14 protein-coding genes and 1 tRNA gene are annotated in these 18,299 nt (G+C 42.4%); 11 read left to right on the top strand and 4 right to left on the bottom strand.

What is annotated here, in order from left to right:
• The first annotated feature begins 668 nt into the window (after positions 1–668).
• From INT03_RS09475 to INT03_RS09425, 11 genes are all read left to right on the top strand, one after another.
• Complete coding sequence (locus INT03_RS09475) at positions 669–2,867, top strand: malate synthase G (protein ID WP_193008750.1); 2,199 nt, start codon at positions 669–671, stop codon at positions 2,865–2,867.
• 733 nt (positions 2,868–3,600) lie between these two features.
• Positions 3,601–4,665 (top strand): porin, encoded by a 1,065-nt coding sequence (locus INT03_RS09470; protein WP_193008749.1) that lies wholly within the window; start codon positions 3,601–3,603, stop codon positions 4,663–4,665.
• Positions 4,666–4,894: 229 nt separating this feature from the next.
• Positions 4,895–6,529: a CTP synthase gene (locus tag INT03_RS09465; RefSeq protein WP_060491652.1), complete on the top strand. Its 1,635-nt coding sequence runs from the start codon at positions 4,895–4,897 to the stop codon at positions 6,527–6,529.
• Between the two features lie 230 nt (positions 6,530–6,759).
• On the top strand, positions 6,760–7,635 hold the full coding sequence (gene kdsA / locus INT03_RS09460; RefSeq protein WP_193008748.1) for a 3-deoxy-8-phosphooctulonate synthase: 876 nt from the start codon (positions 6,760–6,762) through the stop codon (positions 7,633–7,635).
• Between the two features lie 30 nt (positions 7,636–7,665).
• Positions 7,666–7,920: a heavy-metal-associated domain-containing protein gene (locus INT03_RS09455; protein ID WP_060491650.1), complete on the top strand. Its 255-nt coding sequence runs from the start codon at positions 7,666–7,668 to the stop codon at positions 7,918–7,920.
• Positions 7,921–8,183: 263 nt separating this feature from the next.
• Entirely contained in the window at positions 8,184–8,408 is a 225-nt protein-coding gene (locus INT03_RS09450) for a heavy-metal-associated domain-containing protein (protein WP_011280902.1), read from the top strand.
• Between the two features lie 219 nt (positions 8,409–8,627).
• The gene (locus tag INT03_RS09445) at positions 8,628–10,988 is read left to right on the top strand and encodes a heavy metal translocating P-type ATPase (RefSeq protein ID WP_193008747.1); all 2,361 of its coding nucleotides are present in this window, start codon (positions 8,628–8,630) and stop codon (positions 10,986–10,988) included.
• 320 nt (positions 10,989–11,308) lie between these two features.
• Positions 11,309–12,625 carry a phosphopyruvate hydratase gene (eno, locus tag INT03_RS09440; RefSeq protein WP_045444505.1) on the top strand — a complete coding sequence of 439 codons (1,317 nt, stop codon included), beginning with the start codon at positions 11,309–11,311 and terminating at the stop codon, positions 12,623–12,625.
• Positions 12,626–12,743: 118 nt separating this feature from the next.
• Complete coding sequence (locus tag INT03_RS09435; protein ID WP_055125147.1) at positions 12,744–13,052, top strand: FtsB family cell division protein; 309 nt, start codon at positions 12,744–12,746, stop codon at positions 13,050–13,052.
• A 150-nt stretch (positions 13,053–13,202) separates the two neighbouring features.
• Complete coding sequence (locus tag INT03_RS09430; RefSeq protein ID WP_193008746.1) at positions 13,203–13,970, top strand: IspD/TarI family cytidylyltransferase; 768 nt, start codon at positions 13,203–13,205, stop codon at positions 13,968–13,970.
• Between the two features lie 407 nt (positions 13,971–14,377).
• Positions 14,378–15,001: a BLUF domain-containing protein gene (locus tag INT03_RS09425; RefSeq protein WP_045444510.1), complete on the top strand. Its 624-nt coding sequence runs from the start codon at positions 14,378–14,380 to the stop codon at positions 14,999–15,001.
• A gap of 383 nt (positions 15,002–15,384) precedes the next feature.
• On the opposite strand, the gene INT03_RS09420 is transcribed toward INT03_RS09425, so the two are convergent.
• The 4 genes from INT03_RS09420 to pyrC form a co-directional block, all read right to left on the bottom strand.
• Positions 15,385–15,460, bottom strand: a tRNA-Glu gene (locus INT03_RS09420).
• A gap of 53 nt (positions 15,461–15,513) precedes the next feature.
• Positions 15,514–15,711: a hypothetical protein gene (locus INT03_RS09415; RefSeq protein WP_140412980.1), complete on the bottom strand. Its 198-nt coding sequence runs from the start codon at positions 15,709–15,711 to the stop codon at positions 15,514–15,516.
• A 298-nt stretch (positions 15,712–16,009) separates the two neighbouring features.
• On the bottom strand, positions 16,010–16,669 hold the full coding sequence (gene rnt / locus INT03_RS09410; RefSeq protein WP_201600334.1) for a ribonuclease T: 660 nt from the start codon (positions 16,667–16,669) through the stop codon (positions 16,010–16,012).
• A gap of 291 nt (positions 16,670–16,960) precedes the next feature.
• Complete coding sequence (pyrC, locus tag INT03_RS09405; RefSeq protein WP_193008744.1) at positions 16,961–18,031, bottom strand: dihydroorotase; 1,071 nt, start codon at positions 18,029–18,031, stop codon at positions 16,961–16,963.
• Between the last annotated feature and the right edge of the window lie 268 nt (positions 18,032–18,299).

Raw genomic sequence — 18,299 nt, 5'->3', positions numbered from 1 at the left:
TGTTCTTGGTTCTTATATCTTCTTTATTCATAGTTTTTGCCATAATCGAACGTTTAAAAGGTCTTTTTCTAATATTAAATAGATAACAGTTAAGCATAAATCCGTGAGGTAATGATTACTGACAGTTTGTCTATGCGATATCAGGTACTAATCAATGAGTACTAATAAAGCCTCTTAGCGCCTGTGTCACATAGGTTATCATTATAATACAACCCCGGTATTTATTTAATGAATGATGTTTTCTTGTTTATTTCTTTATTTGATAGTAGGATGATATTTTGCTTAAGCGCTATTTTGCCTTACTATTGATGTGTCGCTATATTGTGTTGTCGCAGTGATGATGCTTGCCAATGTTATGCAGTTGAAGCCGTTTACAGTGGGCACAAGGCAACCGAGCTCAAATCATACACTGAGCACGTTAAGCAAGGTTGATACCATCATCCGTTATAAATGCTTTGACCATGCTAATGGCTAATGCGGCAAGAATATAGGTTAATAGCATAGCATAAATAGTTAATTCGCTAATCACCACCAGCTTGTATGATATATCAGTAGGTTTGCTTAGTATTTCATCTAAATTTGGAATAGATGTCTAAGACCGACAATGTGTAATCATTGCGGTAGCAACTTCGTATTCACACCCCTCACGAACAGATAAGGATAACAACATGAGCCAGTCTTCTAACGCCAATCGTATTCAAAGAGGCATTCTTGCCATCGACCAGCAATTGTATGACTTTATTGAAAACGAAGTGCTGCCGAAAGTCGGTGTTGATTCAGATAGTTATTGGTCAGGTTTTGAAAAAGTCATTAAGGAGTTTACGCCGCGCAATAAAGCATTGCTTGCAACTCGTGACAAGATTCAAGCCCAGATTGACCAGTGGCATCTGCAACATCCTGCCAAAGACGGCAACATTGATTATCCTGCTTACAAAGCATTCTTACAAGAGATTGGCTATCTGTTGCCAGAAGGCGATGATTTTAAAGTTAGCACAGAAAATGTCGATGATGAGATTGCTCATATTGCAGGGCCGCAGCTAGTCGTACCAGTACGTAATGCGCGCTACGCATTGAACGCAACCAACGCTCGTTGGGGCAGCTTGTATGATGCTTTATATGGTACTGACGTTATCAGTGACGAAAATGGTCAAGAAGCAAAAGGTGGTTACAATCCAACTCGTGGCGCTGCTGTCGTTGCTTATGCCAAACAATTCCTAGATGAAAACTTTGCATTGGCGTCAGGTTCATATAACGACGCGACCGGCTTTAAAGTGGTCGATGGTAAGCTTGAAATTGTCCAAGGTGATAGCAGTACTGAGCTAAAAGATGCCGAAAAATTCGTTGGTTTCGTCGGTGATGCAGAAAGCCCAACGGGTATTTTATTAAAAAACAACGGTTTGCATGCAGAGATTCAAATAGATGCCAATCATCCAGTCGGTAAAGACGACCCTGCACATATCAAAGATGTGCTACTAGAGTCAGCTATTACGGCAATTCAAGATTGTGAAGACTCAATCGCTGCCGTCGATGCAGAAGAAAAAGTGGAAGTGTATCGCAATTGGCTTGGTCTCATGAATGGTGATTTGCTAGAAACCTTTGAAAAAGGTGGCAAAACCCGCACACGTCAGCAAAACCCAGATCGTGAATACACCACCCCAGATGGTGGCAAGCTTATCTTGCCAGGTCGTTCATTATTGCTGATTCGTAACGTCGGTCACCTCATGCAAAACCCTGCAATATTGGTCGACTTGGGTGATGGTCAAGAACAAATATTTGAAGGCTTAATGGATGGTCTAATTACACCACTATTAACGCTCAATGACCTTAAAGGTAAAAATGCGCTATCGAATTCACGTAAAGGTTCAATGTATATCGTTAAACCAAAAATGCATGGCCCTGAAGAAGTCAAAATGGCCAACGATTTATTCAATGCTGTAGAAGACTTATTAGGCTTAGAGCGTAATACCATCAAAATCGGTATCATGGATGAAGAGCGCCGTATGACGGTCAACTTGAAAGAAGCCATTCGCCAAGCGAAAGAGCGTGTCATTTTCATTAACACAGGTTTCTTAGATCGTACTGGTGATGAGATGCATACCAGCATGAATGCAGGCCCATTTGTACCTAAGGGTGAGATGAAGTCACAAGCATGGCAGCCAGCTTATGAGCAGTGGAACGTTGATATCGGTTTAGAGACTGGTTTACAGGGTGTTGCTCAGATTGGTAAAGGCATGTGGGCGAAGCCTGACGAGATGAAAGAGATGATGGACACCAAAGCTGCACATCCTAAGTCTGGAGCCAGTACCGCATGGGTACCATCACCAACAGGGGCAACCTTGCACAGCATGCACTATCATCAAGTGAGTGTTTCTGATGTTCAAGACAGCCTAAAATCACGTGAGCGTGCCAGCTTAGACGACATTTTGACCATTCCTTTAGCAAAAAATACCAATTGGACTGATGAAGATAAACAGCAAGAGCTAGACAATAATGCTCAGGGCATCTTAGGATATGTTGTGCGTTGGGTAAATCAAGGCGTTGGTTGTTCTAAAGTACCGGATATCAATGATGTGGGTCTGATGGAAGACCGTGCGACTTTACGTATTTCAAGTCAACATATTGCCAACTGGTTGCATCACGATGTCGTGAGCGAGCAGCAAGTGATGGATACGATGAAGCGTATGGCAAAAGTGGTGGATGAGCAAAATGCAGGCGATAGCGACTATCAGACGATGGCAGATAGCTTTGACCACTCTTATGCCTTTAAAGCGGCCTGTGACTTAGTGTTTAAAGGTCGTGAGCAGCCGAGTGGTTATACTGAGCCATTATTGCATCAGGCACGTCTTGATCTAAAAGCAGGCTGCTAATATTGCGTAGGTTAACATTAAAATATGGCATGCTTGATATTACATTATGAGACTTATATGATTGACTAAGCTTCTTCTTGGTTTCTATATTTAATAAGGAGTCTGTAATAGCCATTGACTAAGGTTATAGTCTGGAAACAAGAGCAGTGAAAACACCTTTTTTACTGTTCTTGTAGCAATTTTCCGATCTCAATTGTGACTATCAATATGTCATAAATCACATTTATTATTTTTTATTAGCCCTATTTGTTAATGAACAAGTAGGGCTTTATTTTTGTTAATCAAATGGTATTCATTACGCTAGTTTCAAGTTCTTGGTAATTATATTAATCAATAGTATCTTTATCTATTTGAGCAGATAGGGATTTTTTTTACAATGACCTATATTCTATAGTGGATATAGCATTCAACAAATACTGGGTTTAAAAAGCGAAAAAAAATGTTGCAAATTATGTCAAAGTTGTTATGCTTGTATTCGAAGTATGAGTTTGGTAACGGATGTTACGCAACGGAGCGATAAAGACCTAAGATTACATGGCAGTTACTTTTTAATCCCAGTTATGTAAGTCATTGTTTTTTTCATCTTACTGTAATAGAACTTCGCCACACTTGTTTCTGACTAATCTCGGTAGCCAGTTACACATTATATCTTTGAGGATTTGTGACGATACCATTATGAGCACCAGCTAATCATAGCTAGCTTATTACTAAAATTGTAAAGTGGAGATACCCCATGAAAAAACTACTTTTAGCTACAGCAGTTGCTGCCTTATCTGTATCTGCAGCCAATGCAGCACCGACTGTCTATGGTAAAGGTTTTTTAACTTTAGATTTAAACACTGGTGACGTTGATACAACAGTCACGACTTATAACGTTGATGGAAGTGTTAATGAGGTTGTTAAGAGCTCTGAAGATGCTGATGGCCGTAGCCAGTTAAACTCAAATGCTTCACGTATTGGTCTAAAAGGTTCTGAAGCATTAACTGCAAACACAGATCTTCTTTATCAACTTGAATACGGTATCGATATTGATGCTGGCGATCGTTTTGTAGATGCAGCCGGTGGCGGACGTATGGAGAAATCGGATCAGTTCTATTCTCGTGACACTTATCTTGGTTTGAAAAATGCTCAGTACGGTACATTACTTGCTGGTCGTTTATCAGCTATCGATGACTATGTAAACTTTGCTAACGTTACCCAAGGTGGCGTACTAGGTGGCGATAACGTACTTGCTAGCTTTGATGCACCACGTACCAACAATACTTTCAACTACTTTACCCCTAGTATCAACGGCATGCAGTTCATGGCAATGTACGCAATGGACGAAGACAATGGTACTGATACACTAGGTCGTGATGCATTTGGTCTTGGTGGTAAATATGAAACAGGTCCAATGAATGTTGGCGCTACGTATATCCAAGCTGGCGACTTTAAAGTTGCTCGTGTTAGTGGTAACTATGCTATCAGCCCAGTGGTTACATTAGGTGCTCTATATCAAAACACTGATTTTGACAGTGATGACAACGAAAATGCATTCACTATCAGTGGCGAAATGAAAACCGCTACTCCTTGGACTGCTTACGCTCAGGGCGACTTTGTGAACAATGTTGGCGGTGCTGCCGATGCTGAAGCTTTCCGTGCGGTTGTAGGTGGTAAGTATGCATTTAACGCTGCAACGACTGGTCACCTATATGGTGCTTATTTAAGCACAGAAGAAGAAGTAACAGTTGCAACTACTAGAACGAAAGCAGAGTTTGATGGCTTCGGTATCGGTGGTGGTGTAGAATACAAATTCTAATCTAAACATTAGAATCTGATTATAAAAAACTCATCCTTCGGGGTGAGTTTTTTTGTTGTGACCTTTTTGAAGCTGCAGTGGGTTATAATAGCTACGTATTTACGATGATTACGCACTTAAGATGATTAAGCGTTAAAAACTGAATGTTTCAAAGAGTTTATGCTTTTGCCCTATATTTTTTGACGTATTTTTAGTAAAATCCTTCTTTACCAATTACCGACAGAGTACTATGACCAAGTTTATATTTGTGACCGGTGGGGTAGTGTCCTCACTAGGAAAAGGTATCACCGCAGCCTCTCTTGCAGCGGTCTTAGAAGCCCGTGGCGTGACCGTCACGATGACCAAGATGGATCCGTACATCAACGTCGATCCAGGTACGATGAGCCCATTCCAGCATGGCGAAGTATTCGTCACCGAAGATGGTGCAGAGACTGATTTAGATTTGGGTTACTATGAGCGCTTCTTACGCCATTCAAAAATGAGTAAGAGCAATAACTTTACTAGTGGTCGTATCTATCAAAACGTGCTAAATAAAGAGCGCCGTGGTGAATATCTTGGTGGTACAGTACAAGTTATTCCACATATCACTGATGAAATTAAGAGTAAAATCTTAGCCAGTGGTGAAGGTTATGATATCGCTATTATTGAGATTGGCGGTACCGTTGGTGACATCGAATCGTTACCATTTATGGAAGCCGTCCGCCAAATGCAAGTGGAGCTTGGTCGTAATAGAGCCATGTTGATGCATTTAACGCTAGTTCCTTACATTGCTAGTGCAGGCGAGACCAAAACCAAACCAACGCAGCATTCAGTAAAAGAGCTACGTTCTATCGGCTTGCAGCCTGACATATTGATTTGCCGCTCCGATCACCACATCTCGCAAGACAACCGTCGCAAAATAGCGTTGTTCACCAATGTGGAAGAGCGTGCGGTTATTATGTGTGAAGATGCGCAAAGTATTTATCAAATACCACGCACGCTTCATGAGCAGGATCTTGATGATTTGATCTGTGAGCGTTTTGGTTTAGATGTACCAGAAGCAGATTTGAGTGATTGGGATAAAGTAGTTGAAGCGCAGCTTAATCCTGAAATGAGCCTGACGGTAGCGATGGTTGGTAAATACGTCGAGTTACCTGATGCTTATAAATCGATCAACGAAGCACTGCTGCATGCTGGTATCACTCATAAAGCCGATGTCAAAATTGACTATGTTGATGCTGAGCGTCTAGAAGATGATGACAGTTTATTGGCACAGCTACACAATGCTGATGCCATCCTAGTACCGGGTGGTTTTGGTGAGCGTGGTACCAATGGTAAGATAAAAGCCATCACTTATGCTCGTGAAAACAACGTGCCATATTTAGGTATTTGCCTTGGTATGCAGTTAGCAGTGATTGAATACGCGCGTAATGTACTCAAAATCGATGCCAATTCTTCTGAGTTTGATCGCAAAACGGCAGAGCCTATCATTGGTCTCATCACTGAGTGGTTAGATGAGCGCGGCGAATTACAGATTCGTAGCGATGACTCTGACCTTGGCGGCACTATGCGTCTAGGCGCGCAGCAAGCCGAACTGGTTGCTGGTAGCAAGCTTAGCCAAATCTATGGCGCCAAAAATATCACTGAGCGTCATCGCCATCGTTATGAGATGAATAATCGCTATATCGAGCCATTAGAGCAAGCAGGCATGACCATATCTGGTTATTCTGCCAAGCAGCATTTAGTAGAATCGGTCGAGATTGCTGATCATCCTTGGTTTGTCGCCGTACAGTTCCATCCTGAATTTACCAGCTCGCCACGTGGTGGTCATCCACTGTTCAACAGCTTTGTAAAAGCGGCTAAGAACTATAACGAAAACAAATAATCGTTAATGCATAAAAACCTACATGTATAAAAAAGACTGATCTTCGGATCGGTCTTTTTTTTGCGTTTAATTTTATGACTGTGGTTATGAATGAGATTGTTTTTAAGCAATAAAAATGACAATTTTTTTAATGGTTGGTCAGCAATTACGCTTAACCCCTTTTTTTACTGAGTCTATCGGTTACAATATGGGAGAGAAATATTAATAACAATAAAGAGGGCAACGACTTCATGGAACATTTATCAACAGCGCAATCACATATCAAACTTACTACGCCAAATGGCAATACTCTTAATATCGGTAACGACCAACCATTTGTGTTATTTGGTGGTATGAATGTTTTGGAATCAAAGGAATTGGCGTTCGAGATTGCAGAGCAATATGTCGAAATATGTCAGCGTTTGGGCATTGGCTATGTCTTCAAAGCCAGTTTTGATAAAGCCAACCGTTCAAGCCTGCACTCATATCGAGGTCCTGGATTAGAGCAGGGTCTTGATTGGCTGGGTCAAATTAAAGAAAAATATCAAGTCCCTATTATCACGGATGTCCACGAACCTTATCAAGCGGCACCCGTCGCTGAAGTCGCAGATATCATCCAATTACCAGCATTCTTATCACGTCAGACAGATTTAGTACACGCTATGGCGAAGACAGATGCGATTATTAACATCAAAAAAGCGCAGTTTTTAGCGCCGCATGAGATGCGTCATATCATTAACAAATGCCTTGAAGGTGGTAACGATAAGTTGATCCTTTGTGAGCGCGGCAGTGCCTTTGGTTACAATAATTTGGTCGTTGATATGCTTGGTTTTGATACCATGAAGCAGATGAATATCCCTGTGTTTTTTGATGTGACGCATAGCTTACAGCAGCCAGGCGGCCGTAGCGATAGTGCGGGTGGACGCCGTGAACAAATTACAACCTTGGCACGAGCAGGGATGGCGACAGGACTGGCAGGGTTGTTTCTAGAAGCGCATCCAAGCCCAGAGACTGCAAAATGCGATGGTCCGTGTGCGCTACGTATGAGCCAGTTAGAGCCGTTTTTGCGTCAGTTGAAGCAAATTGATGACTTGGTCAAAGGCTTTGAGGTGTTAGATACCCATTAATGTATTCACAGACAATAAGAGGCTGAGATTATGGCGATGCAAACAGCAACAGTCAGTATCGAAAATATCGATGATGATGAAGGGTTAAAGAGTGTGATGACAGCGCTGAAAAATATCACAGGGGTGACGGCAATCGAGCTTGATCCTGATAATAATGTTGCCACCATACGTTATGAAGATACAGACACCAGTATTCATGCGTTTACGGCGGCAATCAGTACGGTCGATTATGTGACCCAGCCATTTCCTCTTGATGCACCGCAAAACCCACGTCATGATGATTAGACGTTATTCTAAAATAAGCGCTATTGTCTGTCACTTAGGCATAAATTCACGGTTCTATTATTTACAGTTCCATTATTTACGGTTCTATTAATAAAGTAACAACTAAAGAGTCTTGTTGTTAACCGTGATAGGGCTTAAGCTGATTAAGTGCTATTTTTATAAGGTCTTAAAAGATAGCCGTCTTAAAAAGACGCTTATAAAAGCAATTCTTTAATAAAAGTATTTACCTATAAAAACTCAGTTACAAAAATAAGGAGCCTCTCATGGCAAACCAAACACGTATTATTAAAATTGATGGCATGACTTGCGGTGGCTGTGTGGCCAGTGTGCATAACGCCACTGCCGATATCGATGGCTTAGACGATATCAGTATTGAGCTGGCAGATAATCAAGCGACGGTTACTTTTGATGATAGCAAAACCAGTGTAGAGACAATTGCTGCTGCTATCGACGATGCAGGCTTTGATGCCACTGTTGCCAATGCTTAACCTACTCCGTTTGTATTAAAAAACCGGCTATCAAGGCTGGTTTTTTAATGGTTGAAAATTATTGATAGTAGCGTACTAACTATTCAGTGTGACCATACCAATATCAAATTTAAAAGTGTGCTATTTGTTTGACTTAGATATTCCATCCACTGAGTTGCTGTCCTAGCTCAGACGACTTTATAACGCCATAACGCATAAACGCCATACCGAGTTTTATTTATGAATGATATTACCCAAACCGACAATCATGACGCCTACGATGTAAAAACTGACATTCAATCCAATACGCCGCTCGCGCCGCAGCGTGCACACTTGCAGCTAGCAATTGAGGGGATGACATGTCAAGCCTGCGCCTCGCGAATTGAGAAGGTGCTCAACAAAAAGCCGTCGGTATACGAGGTGAGTGTAAACTTCGCTGGCGAGACTGCGAATGTTGATTATGATCCGACCCAGACAACGCCTGAACAAGTGACAGAATGGGTAAATAAAACAGGCTTCGTTGCCAATTTGCAGGCGGCCGATAGTTTGTTTGCAAAAACAGACGAAGATACCGCGATTCACTACCCATGGCGCTTGATTGGGTTATGGATTTGTTTGGTGCCATTTTTAGTTGGTATGGCAGGCATGCTCGTTGGTCAGGGTATGGCGTGGATGCCGCCGATTTGGACTCAATTTATATTGGCGACCATTGTACAGTTTGGATTTGCCTTGCCATTTTACAAAAGCGCTTGGGCGTCGATTAAAGGTGGTCTTGCCAATATGGATGTGCTAGTCGTCATCGGTACCGTGACTATTTGGGCGTATTCAACGTATCTATGGCTGACTCATGGCGATGGCACTTTAAACAGTTTGCTGCAAAGTGGTCATGCTGGTGGTCACGGTGTGGATGGCAGTCCTGCAGTGTATTTTGAAGCAGGCGTCATGGTCATTGCTTTTGTACGTACGGGTAAGTATCTAGAAGAGCGCACTAAGAAACACAGCCTCAATAGTATCGATTTATTATTGTCCTTAACGCCCGATGAAGTCGAACAGCAGCAGCCTAATGGTGATTTTCATAATGTTGCTCTTAAAGACGTGCAAGTTGGTGATATTTTGCGTGCCAAGCAAGGCAGCCGAGTTGCAACCGATGGGGTAGTTATCGATGGTGCTGGCTGGTGTGTGGAGAGTCATTTAACGGGTGAGTCGGTACCGCTTAAAAAAGAAGTGGGAGATAAATTATTGGCAGGGGCGTTGGTTGAAAATGGCAGCTTGTTATACCGCGTCAGTGCTAAAGGTAGTGATACAAAGCTTGGTGATATGGTACAGGCGCTCAGCGATGCCCAAGGCTCAAAAGCCAATTTAGCCCGTCTTGCGGATAGAGTGACGGCGGTATTCGTCCCAGTTGTCGTTGTCATTGCGCTTATCACCTTTGGGGTGACGTGGTGGCTGACTGGCATGATTGATACTGCTTTGATGCATGCCGTCTCGGTGTTGGTCATTGCTTGTCCTTGTGCACTTGGCTTGGCAACGCCAGCCGCTATCATGGCTGGTATGGGTGTTGCCGCGCGTCATGGTGTCTGGTTCAAAGACGCACAAAGTCTTGAAGCGGCAGGCAACATCGATACAGTAGTGCTCGATAAAACAGGTACTTTGACCATTGGTAAGCCGACTATCGTGGACCATGTGATGGTTGATAAATCGATCGCAGTCGATGATGTGTTACAAATTGCCGCAAGCGTTGAGGCGCATGCCAGTCATCCGCTAGCAACAGCATTGGTTAACGCGGCTACTGAGCGAAACTTGCCGTTGATGAATGTGACTGATATTAGTGTCATTAAAGGCGCTGGTATACAAGCTAATATTGAAGGTTTGGGTATAGCGAAAGTCGGTACCGCAGAGTTTGCTAATTTAACACTGCCTAAGCTGATGCCAAAGGTATGGCAAATTGCCAGTACCGTTGCCGTTAGTATTAATGATGAAGCTTTGGGTGCTTTTGCATTAGCTGACGACTTAAAAGTAGATACTCCGAAGGCTATTACTGCGCTGCAAGACGCAGGTATCAATGTCATTTTGATGAGTGGTGATAAGCAGTCTGTGGTCGATCATGTGGCAGGGCAGCTGGGCATTGAGCAAGCTTATGGTAAAATGAGCCCACGCGATAAGGCCAGTCAAATTGCCTTGTTGCAAACGGCTGGTCATAAAGTTGCAATGGCAGGTGATGGTGTCAACGATGCGCCAGCGATGGCAACTGCCGATGCAAGCTTTGCCATGTTTGAAGGCACAGACGTCGCCCAGCATAGTGCGTCTGCCCGCTTGATGGGTGAGTCACTGATGCATATTGATGCCGCGCAAAAAATCGCTAATGCAACAGTGCGCAACATCAAGCAAAATCTGTTTTTTGCTTTTATTTATAACTGTCTGGGTATTCCGCTTGCTGCTTTTGGTTTTTTAAACCCTATGATTGCCGCCGCTGCGATGGCGCTCAGCTCTATTTCTGTATTAATGAATGCATTACGTTTGACCCAATTTAAAACAAAGGTTGAGCTGGATAACACAGTATCTGGCTCCCACGCTAAAACCGAACGTCTAACAAAAGCATAAGAGTCATATGGCTTTTAATATTATAGGTGCTGAGACAAATCCATAATTGGTAATTTGTTCATCTAGGTGTGATTTTATGAGCGCCAGTCGGTGTAAGATAAGGGAAGTTTGGCAAAATTTATGCTATGATGCCAAGCACTATAGCTGACGGTTAAAGTATTAAAACTACCTTTAATCTTGCTCAAAACTTGCTGATTATAGAGATAAGCAAAGCTGGTTTGGGCGTAGTACTATACGAGATTTTGCTTTATCTTTTTTGTATTCTAGTTGCCGTTATTTATCCCACAAACTTGGCATGACCAAAGGAATTAACAGACATTATGTACGCTGAAGAAACCACCAACGTCACCGCAATTAAAGACATTCGCGCCCGTGAGATTTTAGACTCGCGTGGTAACCCAACCATCGAAGCTGATGTAATCTTAGCTGATGGCACTATCGGCCGTGCTGCTGCGCCAAGTGGTGCATCAACTGGTTCACGCGAAGCGCTTGAGCTACGTGATGGTGACCAAAGTCGCTATATGGGTAAAGGCGTTAAGAAAGCCGTTGCTAACGTCAATAGCCAAATTCGCAGCGCGTTGATGGATAAAGACGTCACCGAACAGCAAGGCATTGACGATGCAATGATTGCGCTAGATGGCACAGAAAACAAAGATAGCCTTGGTGCTAATGCCATGCTAGCGGTGTCTCTTGCCACTGCAAAAGCTGCTGCCAAGTCACAAAGTTTGCCATTACATCAGTATATTGCAAACTTGCGCAATCAGACGTCGCTGACGATGCCTGTACCGATGATGAACATCTTGAACGGCGGTGAGCATGCGGATAACACCGTTGATATCCAAGAGTTCATGATTGAGCCTGTTGGTTTCACCAGCTTCTCAGAAGCATTGCGTGCTGGTACAGAAATTTTCCACAGCTTGAAATCTGTGTTGAAATCACAAGGTTTAAATACTGCGGTTGGTGATGAAGGTGGTTTTGCGCCAAACCTGCGTAGCAATGAAGAAGCCATCACCGTTATTATGCAAGCGATTGAGCAAGTCGGCTATAAAGCGGGCGAAGACATTCATTTGGCGTTAGACTGTGCGGCTAGTGAGTTTTATAAAGATGGTCAATATATCTTGGCAGGCGAGGGCAACAAAGCCTTTGATAGCCAAGGATTCTCAGACTATCTAGTCGGCTTGGCGCGTCAATATCCTATTATCTCTATCGAAGACGGGCTTGACGAGTCTGATTGGGATGGTTGGAAATATTTGACTGAGCAGATTGGTGATAAAGTTCAGTTGGTTGGTGATGATTTATTTGTGACCAATCCTGCTATCTTGCAAGAGGGTATTGATAAGCATATTGCCAATGCAATTTTGATTAAGTTTAACCAAATCGGTACCTTGTCAGAAACGCTAGATGCGATCTATCTAGCGAAGAAAAATGGCTATGCAACCATTATCTCACATCGTTCAGGTGAAACTGAAGACAGCACCATTGCAGATTTAGCCGTTGGTACGGCTGCTGGTCAGATTAAAACTGGCTCTCTATGCCGCTCAGACCGTGTGGCAAAATACAATCAGCTGCTACGTATCGAGCAACAAGTACGTGCAAGCTACCGTGGTCGTGAAGAGTTCATCGGTCTACGTGGTTAACAAGCCAGATTTCTTGCTACAGCTAGGCGATATCTCATCATTAATATGGTGATATATCGCTTAGCAAGCTGGTTTTTTATTTTATTATTGTCTCTATGTTGTTCGGCGTTATTATCTTATGAAATACTTTAGCCAATTTATGCTACTTGCTCTAGCCGTTGCCGTCCTTTTGGGATTGCAATATCAGTATTGGCTGGGCGAAAATGGTCGCTTTGAGCATAATAAATTGCTGACTCAAATCGAAGAACAACAACGCTTAAACGAAAACCAAGTGGCAGCAAATAACTTATTGCGTACTGATGTGCATGACTTAAAAACTGGTCTTGAGGCAGTGGAAGAGCACGCTCGTTTAGACTTGGGTTTGATTAAGCCGAACGAGACCTTTGTACAAGTATCTACGGCGCCCACGACGCATAGCCGTTATTAATTGCTCTTAACTGTCTAAAATTATGATCTTCTATTGTCTATAATAGAAATCTTATTCACCTGAAATTCGTTACTTCTCTTATTCCTCGTCTATCCCTAGCAATACTATCATGGGCTCTAACCATGAATACTACTTTATGAATATTGCCTTATGAATATCACACCTAATGTACATGCCATGATCGTTGCTGCGGGTCGCGGTAGTCGTTTTGGTGCCTCTATTGCCAAGCAATATACGATGTTGCAAGGGCAGACCTTGCTACAGCATAGTGTGGCACGGCTTGCTAGTAGTGCTTATATTGATACATGTTTATTAGTCGTCGCAGCAGATGACAGTACAGCACAGACGCTTAATTTTGCGCTCCCCATCAATTATGTGATTGGCGGCGATGAGCGTTGGCAGTCCGTACAGGCAGGGGTAAAGGCGATTATTGGGGCGGGAGCCGACGACTCAGATTTGGTTGTTATTCATGATGCTGCGCGTCCTGCGGTTCCCAGTCATGATATTGAAGAGGTCATCGAAGCGGCGATGCTAGAGCCCTATGGCGCTATCTTAGCGACACCGGTGGCTGATACTTTAAAGGAATCCTATCCGCAGTCTACCGCTCAATCTGAGCTTGTAGGTGAGACGTCTGTAGCTAACTTAACAGTGAGTAGCAGCCCACATTCTTACGCTAAACGTACTATCGATCGCCGTCATATGTGGCAAGCACAAACGCCGCAAGTGTTTCGCTTAGGTCAGCTGCAAAAAGTATTGACTTATGTCGCTGAACACGAGCTCACCATTACTGATGAAGCCAGTGCATTTGAATATTTAGACCTACCCATTCGCCTCGTGACTGGCAGTCGCCAGAATATCAAGCTTACCTATCCTGATGATGCTATCTTGCTCGCAGCGATTATTACCACTCAGTTCTGAGTAGACAAAAAATAATTAAACACTCGCAATAGCCATCAGTCTGTATCAATCTCATTAATGAGCCGGTGGTCTTATCGCTCATTGGATGACGGCTTTTATCATCACTTTCCCCTCCCATATTACCTATTTATCCTATTGCTTCCCAAAAACCACAGTGCAAGTTCTCAGTAGAAATAATTGTGAATTATTGTTTGGTTTTTTCAATTAATGATATAAGATAAACATATATTGCTTTGATGACTAAACTAGCCTATGATGTAACCAACTTAATACAATTAATATAAACATTTATAAAATCAATAATATACCAAGCCTATTTGATATTTTCAAAGATCTTGTTTCTATGTTTTTTCTAAATTTAGTATGGTTGTCTTAGCTACATTTACCTAAAAATAGGGAGAAGCTGATTGTCAACAATCAACGATTCGACAAATCCAGTGACGACAGATCTCTGCCAGCTTATATATATAAGCCAAATTACTTCGACTGGTCTTTCAAGCCCCAGCACGCTTAACGACATCTCAGAGGTCGCGATTGAGCGTAACCAAGCCGATAATGTTACGGGTATTCTTTGCTATGGCAATGGCTACTTTTTTCAATGTGCAGAAGGGTCAGAACAAGATTTAACCAATCTAAAGAATCGCTTATTATTAGACGATCGACATAAAGAATTAAAAATCTTAGATTTTTCAGAAATTACCGAACGCCGTTTTTCGAACTGGTCTCTACGCTCCATTACACTTGAACGTTGGATGACCAAAGAGCCTGAGCTGAAAAAACTCATGCCATTTAAACCCTATGATTGGGGCTCTAACGCATGGCGCGAATTTTTAGATATCTTACAAGGGTATTATGAGGAACAAGCAAGAACTGGCAATATTGACACGCCACCTATCAAGTACAGCACGTTAGGGGTGACGTTAAGTAAGGTTGTTGGTCAGCATCAAGCATTCTTCTTGATTCAAACGGTACTCGGTATCATGATTGTGATGACATTGTTGTGGCTAATGCTATCAGATAAGATTTGGTAGTTTTTGTAAAAACAGAATGTTTGATTTAAAAATCCAGTATTCAATGCTGGATTTTTTTGCTTAAATTTTTGATAAAAAATTCAATAAATAAACAAAATATCAAGCTAAGTATAAAAACCATGGATAGCGACGCTTAGTAAATATACGTTAATATCTTGAGCGAACTCAATACCGAATCTTATCTATAAAATTAATTATGCTTCATTTATCAAGTAAATCGGCGATGACGAACTGAGTGCTAAGGTATCAAGAGCCTCATGATATAAAAAACAGGCATAAAAAAAGCCCAATCACAATATTATGTAATTAGGCTTTTTGGTGGTACGCTTATTAGTCTTATCAGATGCTTTGCAGCAAACTTGCTAATAAGTGACGCCAAATAGTGGCGTCCCCAGGGGGATTCGAACCCCCGTTACCGCCGTGAAAGGGCGGTGTCCTAGGCCTCTAGACGATGGGGACTAGTAACACAACACCTCAGCTGCTTTCACCTTTATGCTGAAGTGGTGCGTATTCTAATAGCGTCTGCGCTTGCTGTCAAGCCTTTTTCTTCTTCTTTTTAAAATTAAGTATCTTTTTTTGATCGCACGGCGAGGATGTAAGTCATTACGCTTCAAATGATAGCGAATCCATAGAGAAGTACAAGCACTAATAGTCAATGCGAGCAGCATATAACCGAGGATGGTTCCCCATAACTTAAGCTGTGGATCCATAATAGAGTCCCTCCTATTACGCCTCGATAGCATGAATCGTACTGGCTATCGAGACAATGTGGGCAACTTAAACCATCTATAGGATATAACGAGACGTTCTAATGTGAGTAATTACAGCAGCTTGTCTGGCTTTTGAATTGTTTTACACAATATGATATTCAACGGTTAGACAAGTGGCTGATTTATTGTGATATCAATCATATCCCTATTGATTGTAAAACCAAGATGTTAAAGTCATCAAGTATTACAAATAGCACTATTATGGGTAGTTGGCAATATAGGATATGTGATAAATGGATTATTTGTGACTACTCTCAGTCGAATCCTCTTTATTTTCTTCAGTATGCATCGCATTAGCCAGCATAGGATAATGGTTTAGGATATGGCAAAACAGCTCAGCGGTCTTTTGTGTATCGTATAGGGCAGAATGCGCATCATTGCCATCAAAATCAAGCCCTGCTGCCTTACAAGCCCGTGCTAGTACTGTCTGACCAAATGCCAGCGCAGATAAGGTCACTGTGTCAAAAACTGAAAAGTTATGAAACGGGTTGTGACTTTTGTTATTGGTACGCAGCACTGCCGCATTCAAAAACGCTAAGTCAAAATGGGCGTTGTGCCCGATTAAGACGCACTGGCGGCAGTCTTCAGTACGGCGTACTTCTTTTAACCCCTTAAAGATACGGCGTAGTGCTGTTTTCTCGTCTTCGGCAATGGCTTTACGCATTGGATTGTTGGGATCAATGCCAGTGAAGGCAAGGGCACTTGGCTCAAGATTCGCGCCTTCAAAGGGTTCGATATGAGCATTGAATGCTTCCCCAGGATAAAACACACCTTGCTCATTCAGTAGTACAGGAATGCAGGCAATCTCTAGTAAAGCATCGGTTTGCGCATTAAAGCCAGCAGTTTCCACATCAACGACGACAGGCAGAAACTTACGAAATCGGTCTTTTAGACGCATGGGTGCTAGCTCGTCTGCTGCGGTATCTTCTGTGTAAGTATTTGCTGGGCGCTTAATGCTATTATCTATAGGGTTTGATGGGTTTTCGTTAGGTAAGGCGGCATCGTTTGGAGTGGTCATATCTGGTTAAATCGCTTTTATCAGTCGTATTGTTATATTGAATTAAGACATTAAATGAAAAATAAATAACCTATGATACAAATCACACCGCTGGTTAGCAGATGTCATTCTTATCATAGGGTTAAACTTCTCAAGTTAAAATAGAATACAGATGGTTTTGCTTAGTGCGTTTTATGCTTTGATAGACCAAGGCAGTGTCTCGCCTGCCATAAGCGGGGTCAATGATGAGCCATCAAAGTAAGGATAGGCTGCTGGCACTTGCATAGGTGTATTGACAAGCGTAATCGTGCTTTCATTGACTGGCAGTCCATAGAACTGAGCACCAAAACGACTGGCGAAGCCTTCTAACTTGTCTATTTTCCCCACGCTATCGAAAGCAGTGGCATACAATGGCAAGGCAGTTGCGGCGCTATAGCAGCCAGCACAGCCACAAGCGGCTTCTTTTTTATCCGTCGCATGTGGAGCTGAGTCCGTGCCTAAGAAAAACTTGGGATTGCCACTGGTTGCCACATCTAATAATACTCTTTGATGGCTTTCACGCTTCAAAATAGGCAAGCAATAAAAATGTGGCTTGATACCGCCAACCAATAGATGATTGCGGTTAAACATTAAATGCTGCGGAGTGATAGTGGCGGCAATGTGATTGCCTTGTGCTAAGACAAAGTCTGCCGCATCACTGGTGGTAATATGCTCGACGACAATCTTTAATGTAGGGAATTTGACAATGATTTGTGCCAATACTTCGTCTAAAAAGCGCTTCTCACGGTCAAAGATATCTACATGATCTTGCGTCACTTCGCCATGTATCAACAGTGGTAGGTTGTACTTTTCTAATGCTTCAAAAACATCGACACAGGCGTTAATATTGGTGACGCCATCAGCCGAATTGGTAGTCGCGCCAGCAGGATAAAGCTTGACCGCTTGGACGATACCTGATTTTGCTGCCATCTCGATATCTTGGGCAGTGGTTTTGTCAGTGAGATATAAAGTCATACGTGGATCGAATGCAGTTTTGCGCTCAGTACTCAGCTCACTGGCTACTAAGTGCGCCATGATACGGTCGCGATAGGCACGCGCATCGTCAGTGTTCTTAACAGGAGGCACTAAGTTTGGCATACATATGACACGGTTAAAGCTGTTTGCTGCGTGCGATACAGTCGTGCTCAATGCTTTGCCATCACGCAAATGGATATGCCAATCGTCTGGCTGAAGGATGGTCAATTCTCTAATCGAATCAGTCATAATGTCGTCGCGCTCTATATCGTCATATACGGAAATAAAAGGAAGGGATACTGTACCGCTATCATAACAGATTTGCCTACTTGACTAAATATGCGGCTAAATATCTGTACATAATACATGGGTTGTTTTTTAATTTGCGGCAATCAGCTGTCACCTACATGTGAATAATTGAAATTTATTGACCCAAAATTTAAATCAAAAGCTTATGCCATGGGGCAGTTGCACTTTTGCCTATAGTAAATATGATGTACACTGAGCAAGTAATTTA

The sequence above is a fragment of the Psychrobacter sp. PG1 genome (genome assembly GCF_014897815.1).
GTDB lineage: Bacteria > Pseudomonadota > Gammaproteobacteria > Pseudomonadales > Moraxellaceae > Psychrobacter.
This window is presented reverse-complemented; position numbering and strand designations above follow the sequence as displayed.